The organism is Amycolatopsis sp. NPDC114505, assembly GCF_055633615.1.
In genome coordinates this window covers 2392644-2409975 of record NZ_JBVKDV010000001.1, presented here as the reverse complement: position 1 = coordinate 2409975, position 17332 = coordinate 2392644, and the positions used below count along the sequence as shown (strand labels likewise).

The 17332-nt window shown below is 69.5% G+C and carries 15 protein-coding genes and 1 tRNA gene; 7 read left to right on the top strand and 9 right to left on the bottom strand.

Annotated features, from left to right (window positions below; all coding sequences use genetic code 11):
* Nucleotides 1-14: 14 nt before the first annotated feature.
* The gene (locus tag ACZ7OU_RS12075) at nucleotides 15-833 is read right to left on the bottom strand and encodes an SAM-dependent methyltransferase (protein ID WP_470241928.1); all 819 of its coding nucleotides are present in this window, start codon (nucleotides 831-833) and stop codon (nucleotides 15-17) included.
* Nucleotides 834-1014: 181 nt separating this feature from the next.
* Between ACZ7OU_RS12075 and ACZ7OU_RS12070 the strand changes: the two genes are divergently transcribed.
* From ACZ7OU_RS12070 to ACZ7OU_RS12045, 6 genes are all read left to right on the top strand, one after another.
* The gene (locus ACZ7OU_RS12070) at nucleotides 1015-2316 is read left to right on the top strand and encodes a cytochrome P450 (RefSeq protein WP_470255077.1); all 1302 of its coding nucleotides are present in this window, start codon (nucleotides 1015-1017) and stop codon (nucleotides 2314-2316) included.
* A 43-nt stretch (nucleotides 2317-2359) separates the two neighbouring features.
* On the top strand, nucleotides 2360-3313 hold the full coding sequence (locus ACZ7OU_RS12065) for an alpha/beta fold hydrolase (RefSeq protein WP_470255076.1): 954 nt from the start codon (nucleotides 2360-2362) through the stop codon (nucleotides 3311-3313).
* A 49-nt stretch (nucleotides 3314-3362) separates the two neighbouring features.
* Nucleotides 3363-3995: a DUF6308 family protein gene (locus ACZ7OU_RS12060; protein WP_470255075.1), complete on the top strand. Its 633-nt coding sequence runs from the start codon at nucleotides 3363-3365 to the stop codon at nucleotides 3993-3995.
* Nucleotides 3996-4100: 105 nt separating this feature from the next.
* Nucleotides 4101-5051, top strand: coding sequence for a ParA family protein (locus tag ACZ7OU_RS12055; protein ID WP_470255074.1), 951 nt, complete (start codon nucleotides 4101-4103; stop codon nucleotides 5049-5051).
* Entirely contained in the window at nucleotides 5048-5716 is a 669-nt protein-coding gene (locus ACZ7OU_RS12050) for a hypothetical protein (protein ID WP_470255073.1), read from the top strand. Before ACZ7OU_RS12055 ends, ACZ7OU_RS12050 begins: the two co-directional genes overlap by 4 nt.
* A gap of 5 nt (nucleotides 5717-5721) precedes the next feature.
* Nucleotides 5722-7119, top strand: coding sequence for a restriction system modified-DNA reader domain-containing protein (locus ACZ7OU_RS12045; RefSeq protein WP_470255072.1), 1398 nt, complete (start codon nucleotides 5722-5724; stop codon nucleotides 7117-7119).
* A gap of 39 nt (nucleotides 7120-7158) precedes the next feature.
* Here ACZ7OU_RS12045 and ACZ7OU_RS12040 read toward each other — a convergent pair whose 3' ends face one another.
* Complete coding sequence (locus tag ACZ7OU_RS12040; RefSeq protein WP_470255071.1) at nucleotides 7159-8358, bottom strand: cytochrome P450; 1200 nt, start codon at nucleotides 8356-8358, stop codon at nucleotides 7159-7161.
* A gap of 104 nt (nucleotides 8359-8462) precedes the next feature.
* Between ACZ7OU_RS12040 and ACZ7OU_RS12035 the strand changes: the two genes are divergently transcribed.
* On the top strand, nucleotides 8463-11561 hold the full coding sequence (locus ACZ7OU_RS12035; RefSeq protein WP_470255070.1) for an AfsR/SARP family transcriptional regulator: 3099 nt from the start codon (nucleotides 8463-8465) through the stop codon (nucleotides 11559-11561).
* On the opposite strand, the gene ACZ7OU_RS12030 is transcribed toward ACZ7OU_RS12035, so the two are convergent.
* The 7 genes from ACZ7OU_RS12030 to ACZ7OU_RS12000 form a co-directional block, all read right to left on the bottom strand.
* Complete coding sequence (locus tag ACZ7OU_RS12030; RefSeq protein ID WP_470255069.1) at nucleotides 11545-12288, bottom strand: ABC transporter permease; 744 nt, start codon at nucleotides 12286-12288, stop codon at nucleotides 11545-11547. The two genes, ACZ7OU_RS12035 and ACZ7OU_RS12030, sit on opposite strands and share 17 nt — an antisense overlap.
* Complete coding sequence (locus ACZ7OU_RS12025; RefSeq protein ID WP_470255068.1) at nucleotides 12285-13220, bottom strand: ATP-binding cassette domain-containing protein; 936 nt, start codon at nucleotides 13218-13220, stop codon at nucleotides 12285-12287. The genes ACZ7OU_RS12030 and ACZ7OU_RS12025 overlap by 4 nt, the downstream gene beginning before the upstream one ends.
* Nucleotides 13221-13335: 115 nt before the next feature.
* Nucleotides 13336-13408: transfer RNA gene (locus ACZ7OU_RS12020), tRNA-Ala, on the bottom strand.
* Between the two features lie 53 nt (nucleotides 13409-13461).
* Entirely contained in the window at nucleotides 13462-14304 is an 843-nt protein-coding gene (gene sepX / locus ACZ7OU_RS12015) for a divisome protein SepX/GlpR (RefSeq protein WP_470241935.1), read from the bottom strand.
* A 162-nt stretch (nucleotides 14305-14466) separates the two neighbouring features.
* Nucleotides 14467-15135, bottom strand: a complete 669-nt coding sequence (locus ACZ7OU_RS12010) for a GNAT family N-acetyltransferase (RefSeq protein WP_470241936.1) — start codon at nucleotides 15133-15135, stop codon at nucleotides 14467-14469.
* Nucleotides 15135-16412 carry a molybdotransferase-like divisome protein Glp gene (glp, locus tag ACZ7OU_RS12005; RefSeq protein WP_470241937.1) on the bottom strand — a complete coding sequence of 426 codons (1278 nt, stop codon included), beginning with the start codon at nucleotides 16410-16412 and terminating at the stop codon, nucleotides 15135-15137. The genes ACZ7OU_RS12010 and glp overlap by 1 nt, the downstream gene beginning before the upstream one ends.
* Nucleotides 16409-17314, bottom strand: a complete 906-nt coding sequence (locus tag ACZ7OU_RS12000; RefSeq protein WP_470241938.1) for a UTP--glucose-1-phosphate uridylyltransferase — start codon at nucleotides 17312-17314, stop codon at nucleotides 16409-16411. The genes glp and ACZ7OU_RS12000 overlap by 4 nt, the downstream gene beginning before the upstream one ends.
* Between the last annotated feature and the right edge of the window lie 18 nt (nucleotides 17315-17332).

Sequence of the window (17332 nt, the reverse complement as noted above, 5' to 3'; positions counted from 1 at the left end):
TTCGCGGCGTCCGCTCAGCTCTTTCGGCCGATTCCGGCGTAGACGAGCATGTTCATCTCGGCCGCGGCGGCGATGTCCGCCGGCCCGGCCGGCCGCCATTCGCCGCAGCCGACCAGCCCCGGTTCGATGATTTCGAAACCGGTGAACAGCCGGGACACCTGGTCGTGCGTTCGCAGCGTCACCTGATCGGGACTCCGGCTTTCCTTGATCAATTCGGTCGCTTCTCCGAGATTTTCACCTTGGTGGTCGCCGGTCACGTGGGTGATCGCGAGAAAACTTCCCGGCGCCAATACCGAACTGTAGCGCGCGACGAGGTCGAGCGGATCGGATTCGTCGGGAACCCAATGCAACATCAACAACATCAGCAGTCCGACCGGTTTATCGAAGTCGAGTAAACCGCGCACCGATGGTGCATCGAAAATCTTTTCGGGGTCCCGCATATCGGCCTGCACAATCGCTGCACGATCGTTGCCGGCCAGCATCAGTTCGCTGTGGGCGACCGCCACCGGGTCGCGATCGACGTACACCACCCGGCAGTCCGGGCTTTCGGCCTGGGCGACCTCGTGCACGTTCGCCACCGTGGGAATACCGGAGCCGATGTCGAGGAACTGCCGGATCCCCTGGCCGGTCAGGTACCGCACCGCGCGGCCGAGAAACGCGCGGTTCACGCGCGCCGCGTCGCGCAGCCCGGGCATCGCGTGTTCGATCTGTTCCCCCACCGCGCGATCGACGGCGAAGTTGTGCCCGCCGCCCAGCATGAAGTCGTAAGTGCGCGCCATGCTGGGCACGGAGATATCAACACCCGGCGGAACCCATTCCGGCGATCGTGTCACGGAGAACACCTTCTCAGCGAAGTTTCGGTGCGAAAGAGCTTAGCGATTCCGCGTGGCACGTCCACTGCGCCATCTGCGTGAGCCCATACCACCCGATCGGGCACTGTCTTGTTCGACCGGACGCGCCTACCGTAGGCCGTCGCCTTGGGAAATCCACACAATGGCGTAACAAGGAGTCCGCATGAGCGTCCCGGTGGCCCCCGGCCGGTGGCCTTTTCTCGGGCACACTCCGGCACTGCTGCGGCAACGCTCCGCATTCACCGATTCCCTGCACGAACACGGGGAAATCGTCAAACTCCACCTCGGCCCGATGCCCGCTTACTTCGTCACCAGTCCGCGACTGGCCCACGAAGTGCTGGTCACGGCGGGGCCGAAGTTCCGCAAGGGCGTTATGTTCGACAAGTTCAAGCCGTTCGTCGGCAACGGCTTGGTGCTTTCGAACGGCGACTTCCACCTCCGGCAGCGGCGCCTGATGCAGCCGGCGTTCCACCGCGACCGCCTGGCCGCGTACGCCGAGACCATGCGGCGCGCGGCGACCGAGCTGAGCGATTCGTGGCAGGCGGGCGAAGTGCGGCCGCTCGACGAAGACCTGCAGGAGCTCGCCGTGACGATCGTCGGCGAGGCCCTGTTCTCCACGGAAATCGGGAAAGCGGCGGTCGACGAAGCCCGCCGGTCCATTTACCTCATCATCCAGCAGGGAATGATTCGCGCGTTGTCCCCGAAGTTCGTCGAAAACCTGCCGATACCCGGCAACCGGCGGTTCGACGAGGCGATCGAGCGCATGCGGGAAATCGTCGTCGAGGTCATCCGCGACTGGCGCACCGAGAGCGTCGACCGCGGCGACCTGCTTTCGACGCTCCTGCTGGCCGGCATGACCGACGAGCAGGCCCGCGACGAGGTGCTCACGCTGCTCACCGGCGGCATCGAGACGACCGCGCTCGCGCTGTCCTGGACGTTCCACGAACTCGGCCGGCACCCGGACATCGAGGCGCGCGTGCACGCCGAAGTCGACGAGGCGCTGGGCGGCCGTCCGGTCACCGTCGACGACATCCCCCGGCTGACCTACGTCCGGCAGGTGATCGACGAGGTGCTGCGCTGCTACTCGCTCTGGATGCTGATGCGCCGCACGCTCGAAGAGGTCGACCTCGGCGGCACGCGGATCCCCGCGGGCGCCGAGGTGATCGTCAGCCCGCACGCCCTGCACCACGATCCCGCGTCCTACCCCGACCCGGACCGGTTCGACCCCGATCGCTGGACCCCCGAACGGATGGCGCACCTGCCCAAGGGCGCGTTCGTCCCGTTCGGCGCCGGCGGGCGGCAGTGCATCGGAAACCGCTTCGCCCAGAACGAAATCGTCATCACGGTGGCGACGGTGGCCGCGCGCTGGCGGCTGGTCCCGATCCAGGGCCGGCCGGTGCGCGTGAAATTCACCTCCGCCGCCTACCCGGACAACCTGCCGATGACGGTCGTCCCCCGTCGCTAGTTGGAGGTCTTTCCCCGTGCTACGCCGTTTTTGTGCTGTCCTCGTGCTGTTCGCGGCCACGCTGTTCGTGCCCGCGCCGGCCCAGGCGGCGGTAACCTGCGACGACCTGTACGTCCCGGTCACGGTGGCGCTCCTGCCGCAGACGATGCACGGCCGCCTGTGCACCCCGGCCGGCGCGTCGACGGTGGTGGTCCTGATCCCCGGCGGCACGTACAACGCGTCCTATTGGGACATCGGCTACACGCCGGCGACCCGGTCGTTCCGCCTGGCGGTGAACCAGGCGGGGATCGCGACGCTCGCCCTCGACCGCCTCGGCACCGGGCAGAGCTCGAAACCGTTGAGCGCGTTGCTGAGCGCGTCGGTCCAGGCGACGGCGGCGCACGCGGTGGTCCAGTCGGTGCGCCCGCGGTTCGCGAAGGTGGTCATCGGCGGCCACTCGATCGGCTCGGCGATGGCGATGATCGAGGCGGGCCGCTACCGCGACGTCGACGGCGTGCTCGTCACCGGGATGACGCACCGGATGAACCTGGTCAGCGTGGTTCCGACGCTGGCCCAGATGATCCCGGCTCCCTTGGACCCGGCGGTCCCCGGCCGCGACGCGGGCTACCTGACGACCGACCCGGGCACCCGCTACGCGGCCTTCCACACACCGGGCCCGTACGACGCCGCGGCGATCGCCTACGACGAGTCCACAAAGGACGTGTTCGCGGCAACGGAGGCGGTGGACAGCCTGACGCTGACCACGGTGATCACCCCAGCGTCTCAGCAGATCACGGCCCCGGTCCTGCTGGTGGTCGGCAACGACCCGAACTTCTGCGGCCTCCTGGGAAGCGATTGTTCGTCCCCGCAGGCGTTGCGAGCGTCCGAGGCGCCGTTCTTCGGAACATCGCAGCTGCAGACGTACATCCTCAACGGCTACGGCCACGCGATCAACTACGCCCCGAACGCCCCGACGTACTTCGGCGTGGTGGGAAACTGGCTGAAAGCGCTCCAGTAACGACGAAGCTCACGAGCGCGACCCTCATTCGGCGAGAGGGGAGCGCTCGATGATCGACTACGCCCACCAGCACCACGTCCTGGACGCGTGCGTCCGCGGCGAGCACCGCGAGGAGTCGGTGGCGGCGCTGCGTCGCTACTTCGACCAGCGCCGCTACACCGGCCGCTGGTTCGAGCGTTTCGCCGGCGGCGGCGACGGCCCATCGGTGGCCAACACGGTGACCGAAGCCGACGTCCTGGCGCTGAACTTCCTCAGCATCACGAGCCTCGCCGAAGTCGCGATCGACACGACCATGACGTACGCCCACCAGATCCGCGAGCTGCTGGAACAGATCCCGGCGGACATCCCCATGCATTCGGCCCCGTGGTCGGCCTACGAGCCGGGCGCACCGGCCCACAGCCTGTGGGAACTGTTCCGCCAATGCGGCGGCAAGCACCGCCCGGTGACGGCGTCCAAGCTCCTGGCCCGCAAGCGCCCCGGCCTGACCCCGGTGTACGACAGCCGCGTGAAGGCCATCCTCAAGGCACCCACGAGCCCGTGGAACTGCCTGTGGAGCTGGTTCCACACGGACCCGACGCGGGCATCGGCGGTGGCGGAGCTACGCACGGAGGCGGGCGGCATCGAGGACATCACCCTGCTGCGCTGCCTGGACGTCGTCCTCTGGATGAAGGCCCGCCGCTGAGCAGCCACATTGTTGACACTTTATGGACAGTGCGCACTCGGCTCTCGTCGATGCGGACGCCGGGCTACGACAATCGATCGTCAGGCCGGGGAGAGGGAGACGCGTATGCGGGTCGTGGCGGTCATGAACTACAAGGGCGGCGTCGGCAAGACGACGCTCACCGCGAACCTCGGTGCGGTGGCGGCGAGTCGCGGCTTGAGAGTTCTCCTCATCGACCTGGATCCGCAGACCAACTTGACCTTCTCGTTCTACTCGATCGACGAGTGGCACCACCAGCTCAAGGACACCGGCCGCACGATCAAACGGTGGTACGAAGACGAACTGCCCGGACGGGAGACGTCCCTCGCCGACCTCGTCGTCACGCCGGAGCGGGTCAACTCGGTCCTCGGCGACACCGGCGGCTGCGTCGACCTGATCTCTTCGCACCTCGGCCTCATCGACATCGACCTCGAACTCGCCGCCCGGCTCGGCGGCGCCACCACGCTCGAGGGGTCGAAGCGGAAGTTCCTCGACCTGCACGGTTGCCTGCGACGGGCACTCGCCGGCAACCACCAGTTCACCGCGTACGACCTGGTGCTCATCGACTGCGCGCCGAACTTCGGCCTCGTCACGAAGACCGCGATCGTCGCCAGTGAGCAGATCCTCGTGCCGGCCAAAGCGGACTACCTGTCGACGCTGGGTCTCGACTACCTGGTCGGCAATCTGACCTCGCTGGTGGAGCAGTTCAACGACTACGTCCAGCACAAGGGCGGCGACCAGCGGCACCGTTCGATCGACCCCGGCATCCTGGGCGTGGTCTTCACCATGGTGCAGATCTATTCACAGCAGGTCGTTCTCGCCCAGCACAACTACATCGAGGAGGTGCGGCTGAACTCGCAGGTTCCCGTCCTGGACAGCAAGATCCGCAACAGCCCTCGCCACTTCGGGGACGCCGGCGAGAACGGTGTACCGGCGATGTTGCGGGCCGCCGGCCGCGACGAGGTGGTCCGGGAGTTCGACCAGCTGGCCGACGAGGTACTGGGCGCGCTCGGGTTGAAGCCGGGTGAGAACCGATGAGCGACCTGAAGAGCTTCGTAACCCTGCAGGCCCGGCTGTACGAGTTCCTGGCGCAGCAGGACGAGACCACGCTGCAGGCGATCGCCGGCGGTACAGCACAGCTGGCTGTTATCGGTGCCGAAGTGGCTCCCGCACCTTCGGCAGCCAAGCCCCTGACCCCTTCTTCCGACCCCCAGCAGGTGGCTCGCGACCTGTCGGCACTGCCGACGGAGAGCGAGCGGCGGATCTACCTGAACTCGGCCAAACTGCTGGTCAAACAGCTCCGCGAAGTGGCCGTGTCGATGGGTGTGCCCGGCTACAGCGGCCTCGCGAAGGCCAAGCTCATAGCCTTGCTGGCGGGCCACACCACCCCGAAAGCAGCCGAGGCCGCGCCGATCACACCGGTCGACGAAAGCCCTGAGATCGAAGCCCCCGAGAAGGACGAAAGGCCGGCACCTGACGTCGACGTGGTCACCGTCGCCGCGCACCTGCGAGAACTCGAGACCGAGGAAGACGGAGCCACCTACCTGCGCCAGCAGCGCTTCGACCGGGAGACCCTGCTCGCTGTCGCCGCCGAACTGCAGCTCACGCGCGTAACCCGGCTGCCCCCGGCGGAGCTCGAAAAGCGAGTGCTCAAGCAGGCGATCGGTGCCCGGCGCAAGTTCGCCGGGCTCCGGAAGTGGTGACCGCCGTGGGAGAGCAGGACGACGAGACCGGCGGTCGTTCGATGTACCTGATCGGCGGTCGGCGCGTCACGGTCTCGGACCTCTTGGAAGCCGGCTTGATCCAGGCCGGCGCGAAGCTCAGGTTCAAGCGCAACCGGATCGGCGTGACCTACGACGCGACCGTGACCGACAAGGGGCGGATCCGGCTGGAGTCCGACGGTGAGGAGTTCCGCTCCCCTTCGCGGGCGGCCATGGTGGCAGCCGGGATGCGAGCGGTCGACGGCTGGCGGGCGTGGGTGGTGGTCGACCAGGACCGCCTGCTGGACGCCGTGCGCCAGGAACTGCTCGACCAGGCGATTTCCACCGCGGCGGCCACTACGCATCGGCAGATCGAAGATGCGATGCGTCAGCGGATCCACGAGCGCCTCAGACAGGCGCGCAGTCGCGCTGACGAGCACGATCCCGAACGCATCTCCGTGCGCGACCTCCTGAGGTTCTGGGGAGCGACCGATCGTGGGGATCAAGTCAGCCAGATCGAAGCCGACCTGGCCAACCACGGGCTGGTGACGTCACCCAGCTTCCGGGCGGTGACTCTGGACACCATGGTCACGCTGACCACACCGCCCGACGAGGCGGAAAGGACTGCGGCGGCCGAGTCGCCCGAACGCGAAGACCTGCCGGTCGCCGAGGACGACGAGGGCGGCAATGATCTCAACGTCCGTCTGACGGTAGGCAACCTGTCTCCCCTCGAAGGCATCGAGTTCGTCGGGCCCGGCAGCACGCTCAAGGAAGCCATCACGAAGATGGCCCTCAACGACTACTCACAGCTCGCCGTGCTGAACGGGCCTCGCAACGTGCGAGGTGTCGTGACCTGGCGCTCGATCGCGCAGGCGATGCACCGAAAAGCCGGCGCGAATGTCTCCGACGCGATCGACACCCGTGTGGAGATCGTCCCGTACGACCGCGACCTCTTCGAGGTCCTTTCCACGCTGCAGCAGCGTGAATTCGTGCTGGTGACGGACGAGAGCAAGGAAGTAAAGGGCATCGTCACGACTGCGGATGTCGCTCAACGTTATGGTGATATGGCCACGCCGTTCTTCCAGCTGGGCGAGCTCGATCAGACGCTCCGCTGGATCTTGAAGTGCGCCTTGGACGTTCCGACCATCCAACGACACTGCAGCCGGACGATCACGAGCTTCGACCAGCTTTCGTTCGGTGACTACCAGCGCATCCTGGCGAACCGTGAGATCTGGGAGACCCTGGGCTGGCCGCTGGACCGCCAGGCCTTCGTCGCCCGGCTGGAAGAGATCCGCCTCATCCGCAACAAGGTCATGCACTTCCACCCGGACCCGGTGTCCGAGGACGCCATCGAGAAACTCCGGCATTTCAACGGCCTGCTGCACCGGTATCGCGATCCGGCGTGACACGCGAGAAACGCTCTTCTCGCGTGTCACGCCCGAAGCTCACCAGCTGACCGGCAACTCGTGAACACCGTAGATGTTCATGTCGGTCCGCAGCTTCACCTCTCCGGCGGGGATGGCGAGCCGGAGAGAGGGGAAGCGGCGCAGCAGGCCGTCGAACCCGGCGCGCATCTCGATGCGGGCCAGTTGCTGCCCCAGGCACTGGTGCACGCCGTGGCCGAACGACAGCAGCCCCCGCGCGTTGCGGTGGATGTCCAGCACGTCCGGCTCCGGGAATCGTCGCGGGTCGCGGTTGGCGGCCAGCAGCGACACGACGACCGTCGATCCTTTGAGGATCGTTTCGCCCTCGAGTGAAAGGTCCTCCGTCGCGTAACGGAAGAAGATGTCGGCCACGGACAGGTACCGCAGCAGCTCCTCCACCGCCCCCGGCATCAACGACGGATCCGCCCGCAGCGAAGCCAGCTCCGCCGGGTGCTCCAGCAGCGCGAAAGTGCCCAGGGACAGCATGTTCGCGGTGGTCTCGTGGCCCGCGATCAGCAGCAGGAACGCCGCCCCGGTCAGCTCCTCGATCGTGAGGTCCTCGTGGCGGGCCAGGTCGGAGAGGATGTCCTCGCCCGGCGAAGACCGCTTGCTCGTGACCAGTTCGGACAGGTACGTGTTCAGCGCGATGTACGCGCCCATCTTCTCTTCGAGCGTCTGGTCCCGGACCATGAACTGCGCCGAGTTCGCCTGGAACGAAGCACGGTCCTCGTAGGCGACGCCGAGCAGTTCGCAGATCACCAGCGACGGCACCGGCAGCGCGAACTCCGCCACCAGGTCCACCGGACCCGCGAGGCTCGCCAGGTGGTCCAGCTGCCGCTCGACGATCTCGGCGACGTGCTCTTCGAGCTGCTTCATCCGCTTGACGGTGAAAGCGCCGGTCAGCCGCTTGCGCAGCCGGCCGTGGTCGGGCGGGTCCATCGCGATGAACATGCCCGGCAGCTGCGGGGACGGCTCGGTCGCGACGGGCATGCCGGGCGTCTCGTACGGCACGTGGACGACGTCGAGGTCCAGCCGCGAGCTGAACCGCGTGTCCGCCATCATCTGCCGCACCGCTTCGTAGCCGGTGACCAGCCAGCCCTCGTGCCCGTCCGGGAAGAGCATCGGACTGACCGGTCGCACCGAGCGCAGCCGGGTGATCTCGCGGGGCGGGTCGAACGGACCCGCGTCGCGCTCCATCGGGAGTCCCTGCGGGATGTCCATCGGAGGTCCTTTCGTGGTGGTTGTGCCGATCACCATCGCCGCCGGACCTGACACGGCGCTGACACGGCCCGGACACCCGGGGCGCCCGTGGCATCATCAGCCTGGTGCAGATCGGGATACTGGGGTCATTCGAAGTTCGCGCGGACGACGGCGTCGTGGCCGACGTGCCGGGCGCCCGGCTGCGCGGACTGCTGATCGCGCTCGCGCTGGAGCCGGGCCGGGTGGTGCCGAAGGCGACGCTCGTCGACTGGATCTGGGGCGAGAACCCGCCCGCCGACGCGGCGAACGCGTTGCAGCGCTTGGTTTCCCGCCTGCGGAAGGTGCTTCCGGACGGCGAGGTCGAGGGCCGTCCCGCCGGCTACCGGCTGACCGTCGACCCCGACGCCGTCGACGCCGTGCGGTTCGAACGCCTCGTCACCCAGGCCGGTGACGACGTCCGGCAGCTGCGTGCGGCGCTGGCGTTGTGGCGGGGCGCGGCCATGCAGGACGTCGGCCTGACCGAGAGCGCCGCGTTCGACGCCGCGGTCACCCGGCTCGAAGGACTCCGGCTGGCCGCCCTCGAGGACCGTTTCGACGCGGAGACCGACTTCGGCCAGGGCATCGTCACCGAGCTCACGGACTTGGTCGCCGCGCACCCGGCCCGGGAGCGGCTCGTCGGCGCGTTGATGCGCGGCCTGGTCGCGACCGGCCGGGACACCGAAGCCTTGCGCGTCTACGAGCGCACGCGCGAGACGCTGGCCGACGAACTGGGCGTCGACCCGTCGCCGGAGCTGGCCGCACTGCACGTCGCACTGCTGCGCGGCGAGCTGACCCGGCGCGAAGAGCCCCGCAAGACGAACCTGCGCGCCGAGCTGACCAGTTATGTCGGCAAGGACGACGACGTCGCCGCCGTCCGCGGGCTCGTCACCGGACACCGGCTCACCACGCTGGTCGGGCCGGGCGGCTCGGGCAAGACGCGGCTGGCCACCGAAACCGCGCGCACGATGCTCGCCGGCGTGCCGGACGGCGTCTGGCTGGTCGAGCTGGCGCCCACCGAGGGCGACGTCGCCCAGGCGACGCTTTCCGCGCTCAAGCTGCGCGACGCCCTGCTCGGCGACACCTCGGACGTCGAGCCGATCGACCGGGTCATCGCCGCCGTCCGCGACCGGGACCTGGTGCTGGTCCTGGACAACTGCGAGCACGTGATCGAGTCCGCGGCGGCCTTCGCCCACCGCGTGCTCGGCGAGTGCCGCCGGCTGCGGATCCTCGCGACGAGCCGGGAACCCCTGGGCATCACCGGCGAGGCGCTCTGGCCGGTCGCGCCGCTCGTCCTGCCCGCCGAGGACGCCGACCTGGACAAGATCGAGTCCGCGCCGGCCGTCCGGCTGCTGCGCGACCGGGCTCAGGCGGTGCGCACGGACCTCGCTTCCGACGCCGCGACGCTGTCGACGCTCGCCCGCGTCTGCCGGGCGCTGGACGGGATGCCGCTGGCCATCGAGCTCGCCGCGGCCCGGCTGCGCACGATGTCCCTCGAGCAGCTCGCCAACCGCCTCGACGACCGGTTCCGCCTGCTGACCGGCGGCAGCCGCACCGCGCTGCCGCGGCACCGGACGCTGCGCGCGGTGATCGACTGGAGCTGGGAGCTGCTCTCCGACGACGAACGCGTCGTCCTGTGCCGGCTTTCGGTGTTCGCCGGTGGCGCGAGCCTGGAAGCGGCCGAGCGGGTCTGCGGCAGCGACGCGGCCGAGGAACTGCTGACGGCGCTGGCCGAGAAGTCGCTGGTGGTCACCGAAGGCGACCAAGCGCCGCGCTACCGGATGCTCGGCACGATCAAGGAGTACGCGGAGCAGCGGCTCGCCGAGGCCGGGAACACGGACTCGGCGCGTCGGGCGCACCTCTTGTACTTCACCGAACTCGCCGAAAGCGCGGAGCCGCACCTCCGCCGTGCGGACCAGCTGAGGTGGCTCGCCACCCTCGACGCCGAACACGACAACATGGCCGCCGCGATGCGCGGGGCCCTCGTGGCGGGCGAAGCACCCGAAGCGATGCGGCTCGCGGCGGCCGCGGGCTGGTACTGGTGGCTCGCCGGGCACAAGACCGAGGGCAACGAGCTGCTCATGGCGGCCGCCGCCCTGCCCGGCGAGGTGCCCGACGAAATCCGCGCCACGGTGTACTCGTTCGTCACGGGCTTCCTGACGTCCGGCCGGGAAAGCGACCAGTTCCAGGCAGCGGACTGGATCCACCAGGTCCACGAGCTCAGCGGCCGGATCGAGCGCCCGCACCCGGCGGTGTCGCTGGTCGCCGCGCTGGAACGCATGCTGCAGTCGCCGGAGGACTTCCTGCCCGCCTGGGAACCGCTGCTCGCCGACGACGACCCGTGGGTCCGCGGCCTCGCCCGGCTGCAGCTCGGCAAGATGCGGATCCAGCTCGGCGGCGACGAGCAGGAGGCGGACGGCTTCCTCGAGACGGCGCTGACCGAGTTCCGCGCGCTCGGCGAACGGTGGGGGACGTCGTTCGCCCTGACCGAGCTGGCCGACCGGATCGCCATGCGCGGCGAGTTCGCCGGCGCGTGCGCGCACTACGAGCAGGCGATCGTCGTCGTCACCGAGGTCGGCGCGACCGAGGACATCGTGCGGATGCGGTCGCGGCAGGCCCAGCTGTACTGGCTGTCGGGGGACGAGGAAGCCAGCGCGGCGGCGATGACCGAGGCCCAGCGGCTCGCGGAACGGGTCGCGTGGCCGGAGGCGCTGACCGAGCTGGCCCTGGCGAAGGCGGAGCTCGCCCGCTGGAGCGGCGACGCCGTCCAGGCCCGCCGGCAGCTCGACGTCGCGACGGAGATGCTGGGCACGGCGGCCGAGCGGGCGAACATCCAGGTGACGACCCAGGATCTCCTCGGCTACCTCGCCGAGGATCTCGGTGAAGCCCGCGACCACCGCGTCGCGGCCTTCCGGGCGGCGACGGAGGCGGGGACCGCGCCCATGATCGCGCAGGTGCTCGTCGGGATCGCGGACCTGGCCCTGCGTCGCGAGGAGTACGAACAGGCCGCGCGGCTGCTCGCGGCGAGCGTGGGCGTGCGCGGCGTGCCGGACCGCGCGCAGCCGGACGTCGCCCGGATCGAGCGGGCCACGCGGAATCGCCTCGGTGACACGAAGTTCACCGAGGCGACTCAGGAGGGGACGCGGGCGAGCTGGCGCGAGCTGGCCGAAGTCACGCTCGCTTCTTGAACGTCGACCGGGCCCACAGGTAGCCGACCAGGGCGATGCCGGCGCACCAGGCGATCGCGGCGATCGCGTAACCGGTCGACGGCGTGCCGTTGAGCAGCCCGCGCACGGTTTCGATGATCGGCGTGAAGGGCTGGTACTCCGCGAACTGCCGCAGGCCCGGGCCCATCTTGTCCGCCGGGGCGATCGCGCTGCTGAAGAACGGCAGCATGACCAGCGGTACCGAAGCCATGCCTGCCGTCTCCGGGGACTTGGCGAACAGTCCCAAAGCGACAGTCAGCCAGCCGGCCGCGAAGGCGAGCAGCAGGACCATGCCGACGACGCCGAGCCAGTCGAGGAAGCTCGCGTGGGGACGGAAACCCAGCGCGAACGCCACCCCGACGAGGGCCACGATGGCGACGACGTTCGTCAGGACGCTGGCGACGACGTGCCCGGTCAGCACCGCGCCGCGCGAGACGTCCATGACCTTGAACCGGTTGATGATGCCCTTCGTCATGTCGGAGTTCACCGACGTCGCGGTGGCGCCGAGCCCGTAGCAGATGGCGAGCAGCATCAGGCCGGGCGTCGCGTAGTCGACGTAGTTCACGCCGACGTCGAAGGCGTCTCCCAGCATGTACACGAACATCAGCATGATCACGATCGGCATCAGGACCGCGTTGAACACCGAAGTCGGGTTCCGGGCGACGTGCTTGAAGTTGCGGCGCAACATGACCGTCGAGTGGGTGCTCATTTCGCTGCGACCTCCGTGCTGTGGCCCGTCAGGGCGAGGAAAACGTCGTCGAGATCAGGGGTGTGGACGGAAAACTCGTCGGCGGTGATGGCGTACTCGTCGAGCCGGTCGAGCAGGCCCCGCAGTGACTTGGTGCCGCCGTCGCCGGGAACCCGCAGGGTCAGCGTCTCGTCGTCACGCGTGGAGCCGGCGATGACCCGCGCGGCGGCGTCGAGCTCCGAGATGGCGGTGAACCGGAGCCGGACGTGCGTCCCGGGGATCTGCCGCTTGAGCTCGTCGGGCGTGCCCTGGGCGACGAGGCGCCCGCGGTCGAGCACGGCGATCTTGTCGGCGAGCTGGTCGGCTTCGTCGAGGTACTGGGTGGTGAGGAAGATGGTGACGCCGTCGGCGACGAGGTCCTTGACGATGGACCACATGGTGCGCCGGCTGCGCGGGTCCAGGCCGGTCGTGGGCTCGTCGAGGAAGATGATCCGCGGGTCACCGACGAGCGTCATGGCGAGGTCGAGCTTCCGGCGCATGCCCCCGGAGTAGGTCGAGGTGGGCTTCCCGGCCGACTCGGTGAGCTCGAACCGCTCGAGCAGCTCGGCGACGACCCGCTTCCCGTTCTTGACCGGGCTCAGGTCCACCATGAGCTGCAGGTTTTCCTGCCCGGTGAGCAGTTCATCGACGGCGGCGAACTGCCCGGTGACCCCGATGGCCTTCCGAACGGCCTTGGCCTCGGTGTCGACGTCATGCCCGGCGACGCGCACGGTCCCGCCATCGGCCTGCGCCAGGGTGGTGAGGATGTTGACGGTGGTGGTCTTCCCGGCCCCGTTCGGACCGAGCAGCGAGAAAACACTCCCGGCGGCAACATCCAGATCGATGCCGTCCAGGACGACTTTGTCTTGGTAGGACTTCCGCAGGCCCGCCGCGGTGATCGCTGAAGTGGTCATGGGAGGACTGTGATCCCCCGCCCTGACACGAACCTGACCCCGAACTGACACGGCACCTGACACGTGATCGGGTACGAAAAAGGCCCGCATCCATGGGATGCGGGCCTTCAGAACGTGGAGCTGAGGGGAATCGAACCCCTGACCTTCTCGATGCGAACGAGACGCGCTACCAACTGCGCTACAGCCCCTTGTTCGTGCTCGTAGAGCTTAGCAGTGCCCTACGAGCACCTGTCGGAGGGGGTCACTCCCCGACCGCCCGTCGATAAGGCCCGGTCCCCGGCTCGTCGAGCTCCTCGAACGCCGGGTCCTCGTCGTCCAGATCGACGACCACCGCGCTGCGGCGAACCCGCGAAGTCGGCGACGGACGGCGCTCGACCACCTCGCGGCGGACCGGCTCGACGACGTCCACGTCTTCGACGTCCTCGACCGGCTCGTCCTCCTCCGAGAACGACTCCTCCGAGACCGGAGCCGCCGGCCGCGGCGTCGAGCGACGAGGCGCGCGAGTGCTGTTGAAACGGGCGAGGCGACGCTGCCGGATCTCCTCCTCGATCCGCACCTGGCGGCGCAGGTACACGAGGTAGCCGACGAGCACGACGTCGATCGCCGCGTGGCCCCACCAGACCAGCGGCATGACGAAACCGGCGACTGCGGCCGTGATCACCGCGACCGTCAGCAGGATGACGACGATGCGCTGCCGGAAGCCGTACTTCGCGCGCGCCGCGATCTCCGCCGCTTCGGGGTCGAAGCCGCCGCGACCGGGGCGGTAGCCCGCGCGCTCGCGTTCGGCCCGCTCGGCGCGGGACGGCTGCGGGAGCGGCTCGGGCTCCGGCTCCTCGTAGTCGTCCTCGAGTTCGAGGTCGGCCTCCAGTTCCGCGAGGTCGTCCTCGACCGAAAACCGGGACTTGACGGGCTCCTCGGACATGGCGAATTCCTCCCGGTCTTCGTTGCGTCCACTGCGTACGACCCTGGCCGCCATCGCGGAGTCGGCGGTGCGGGCCACCTGCTGCCGCCGACGCGCGACCATGGGCACGAGAACGACGAGCCATGCCGCGGCGAGCGCGACGATGATCACGGAACTGGGCATCTCCCGTCACCTCCCCCGATCCTTCACCTGAAATCACGCTAGTCACAGGAGTAACAGATCGGACGGAGGCTCGCCGGGTTGGATCACGGAAATGCCTCACCGGATTAGGTGAATCTCACAGCATGTGGTAACGCGCTCACGGACCCGGGTGGGTAATGACCCTCAGGCGTAACCGGCGCGGCCCGCCGCGACCAGCCGCGACACCAGCCCGGCCCCGGTCTCCTCGCGCGTGACGGCGAAGCAGTAGTGGTCGCGCCAGGCGCCCGCGACGTCGAGGTAGCGCTCGAACAGGCCCTCCTGCCGGTAGCCCGCCTTGGTGAGAACCCGCAGGCTGGCGCTGTTTTCCGGGCGCACGGTGGCCTCCAGCCGGTGCAGCCCGGCCGGGCCGAAGGCGTGGTCGGTGACCAGGGCGACGGCGGCCGTCGCGACCCCGCCGCGGACCACGTCGGACGACACCCAGTAGCCGATCCAGGCGGACCGCAGCGACGCCCGGATGACGTTACCGACGGTGATCTGGCCCGCGAGCCGGCCGTCCAGGGTGATCGTGAACGGCAGGCACTGACCACGTCGTGCGAGCGAGCGCAACGCCGCCCACTGCGACGGCCACGACCAGAAAGCGTTGCGTTCGGGCCACGGGCCGACGCCGGTCGGCTCCCACATCTCGAGGTGCGCCCGGTCCCGGAGCCGGATCCGGCTCCACTCGCCGGCGTCGCGCAGCCGCACCGGCCGGATCGCGACCTCGCCGGCGGGCACCCGCAGCGGACCGAGCCGGGCCGGCCAGCCCGGGTGCCGGCTTTCCACCGGGTAGGACACCCCCGACACGGAGTTCATCAGGCCCGTTGCGCCAGGAAGGTGACTTGGACCTGCTCGCCGGCGGGGACCTCGGTCAGCTCCTCCGGCACGTTGATCAGGCAGTTCGCCTCGGCCAGCGACGCGAGCAGGTGCGCCCCGGACTGGCCGAGCGGCTGGACCAGGTACTCGCCGTTGGCCTCGTCGCGCAGGAGCTGGCCGCGGAGGAAGCCGCGCCGGCCTTCGGTCGACGTGATCGGCGACAGCAGCCGTGCCCCGACGATCCGCCGGTGCGGGTTGCGCGTCCCGCGCGCCGCCCGGATCAGCGGCCGGACCAGCACCTCGAACACGACCAGCGCGCTCATCGGGTTGCCGGGGATGAGGAACGTCGGCACCGAGTCGGGGCCGAGCCTGCCGAACCCCTGCACCGAACCCGGGTGCATCGCGACCCGCGTCATGTCGATCCGGCCCAGGTCCGAGAGCGCGGCGTGGACCTCGTCACCGGTGGCGCCCCCGGCGCCGCCCGCGACCACGACGATCTCCGACATCAGCAGCCGGCCTTCGACGATCTCCCGCAGCCGTTTCGGCTCGCTCGGCACGATGCCGACCCGGCTGACCTCGGCGCCCGCGTCCCGGGCGGCCGCGGCGAGCGCGTAGGAGTTGACGTCGTAGACCTGCCCGACCGACGGCGTCCGGTCGATGTCGACCAGTTCGTCGCCGACCGACACGATCGAGACCCGCGGCCGCGGGAAGACGAGGACCTTGGCCCGGCCGACCGCGGCCAGCAGGCCGACCTGCGCCGAGCCGATCGTGTCGCCGCGGCGCACCGCGACGTCGCCGATCTGGACGTCTTCGCCGGCCCGGCGCACGTAGCCCGCGGACGGCACCGAGCGGTGCACGGTGACCCTGGCCTGGTGCCCGTCGGTGTAGGCGAGCGGCACGACGGCGTCGGCCAGCGTCGGCAGCGGCGCGCCGGTGTCGACCCGCACGGCCTGGCCGGGCTGCAGGCGCCGCGGCTGACGTGAGCCCGCGGCGATCTCGCCGACGACCGGCAGCTGCACCGGCTCCTCGCCCGCGGCGCGAACGTCCACGCTGCGCACCGCGTAACCGTCGACCGCGGCCTGGTCGAACCCGGGCAGCGCGTGCTCGGCGACCACCTCCTCGGCGCAGAGCAGCCCCTGGGCCTCGGAGATCGCCACGCGCACCGGCTGGGGCCGGACGGCGGCTTCCAAGGTCATCGAGATCTGCGCGTCGACCGAGCGCAGCTCGGTCTCGTCCCCGGCCACTTCGGGCCGTGCCGCGTCGAGGGATTCCGTCATGGGCGATCTGTCCCGATCCGTTCCGTCAGCCACGCCCGTAAAGATGGACCGTACTCGGGCGTTTCAAGCGCGAAATCGACCGCGGCGCGCAGGAAACCACCCGGATTCCCCAGGTCGTGGCGTCCGCCGCGGTGCACGACGACGTGGACCGGGTGTCCCTCGGAGATCAGCAGCGCGACGGCGTCGGTCAGCTGCAGCTCACCACCGCTGCCCGGCGTGATCCGCTTCAGCGCGTCGAAGATCGCCCGATCGAGCAGGTAGCGTCCGGCCGCGGCGTACGTCGACGGCGCGTCCTCCGGCTTCGGCTTCTCGACCATCCCGTGCACGCGCTTGACGTCTTCGTCGTCGGTGTCGGAGACGTCGAAGACGCCGTACGGCGAGATCTCGGCCTTCGGGATGTCGAACGCGCAGAGCACACTGCCGCCGAACTGCGCCCGCACCGCGCCCATCCGCTCGAGCACGCCGGTGGGGAGCACGAGGTCGTCCGGGAGGAGCACGGCGACGGCCTCGTCGTCCGGTTTCAGGTTCGGCTCGGCCTGCGCGACGGCGTGGCCGAGGCCGAGCGCCTGCTCCTGGATGGCGGTCTCGACGGCGAGCAGGCTCGTCCCGCGCCGCACCTTCTCCAGTAGCTCGGTCTTGCCCTTGGCCTCGAGGTTCTTCTCCAGCTCGGGCTGCTCTTCGAAGTAGCGGACGACGGCGTCCTTGCCCGGTGAGGTCACGATGACCAGGCGTTCCGCGCCCGCGGCGGCGGCTTCGGCCGCGACCAGCTCGATCCCCGGGGTGTCGACCACCGGCAGCAGCTCTTTGGGCACGGCTTTCGTCGCCGGCAGGAAGCGCGTCCCGAGGCCGGCGGCCGGCACGATGGCGGTTCTGAACGTCTGGGTGGTTGCTGCGCCCGTCATGGGCGCAGAGCCTAACGT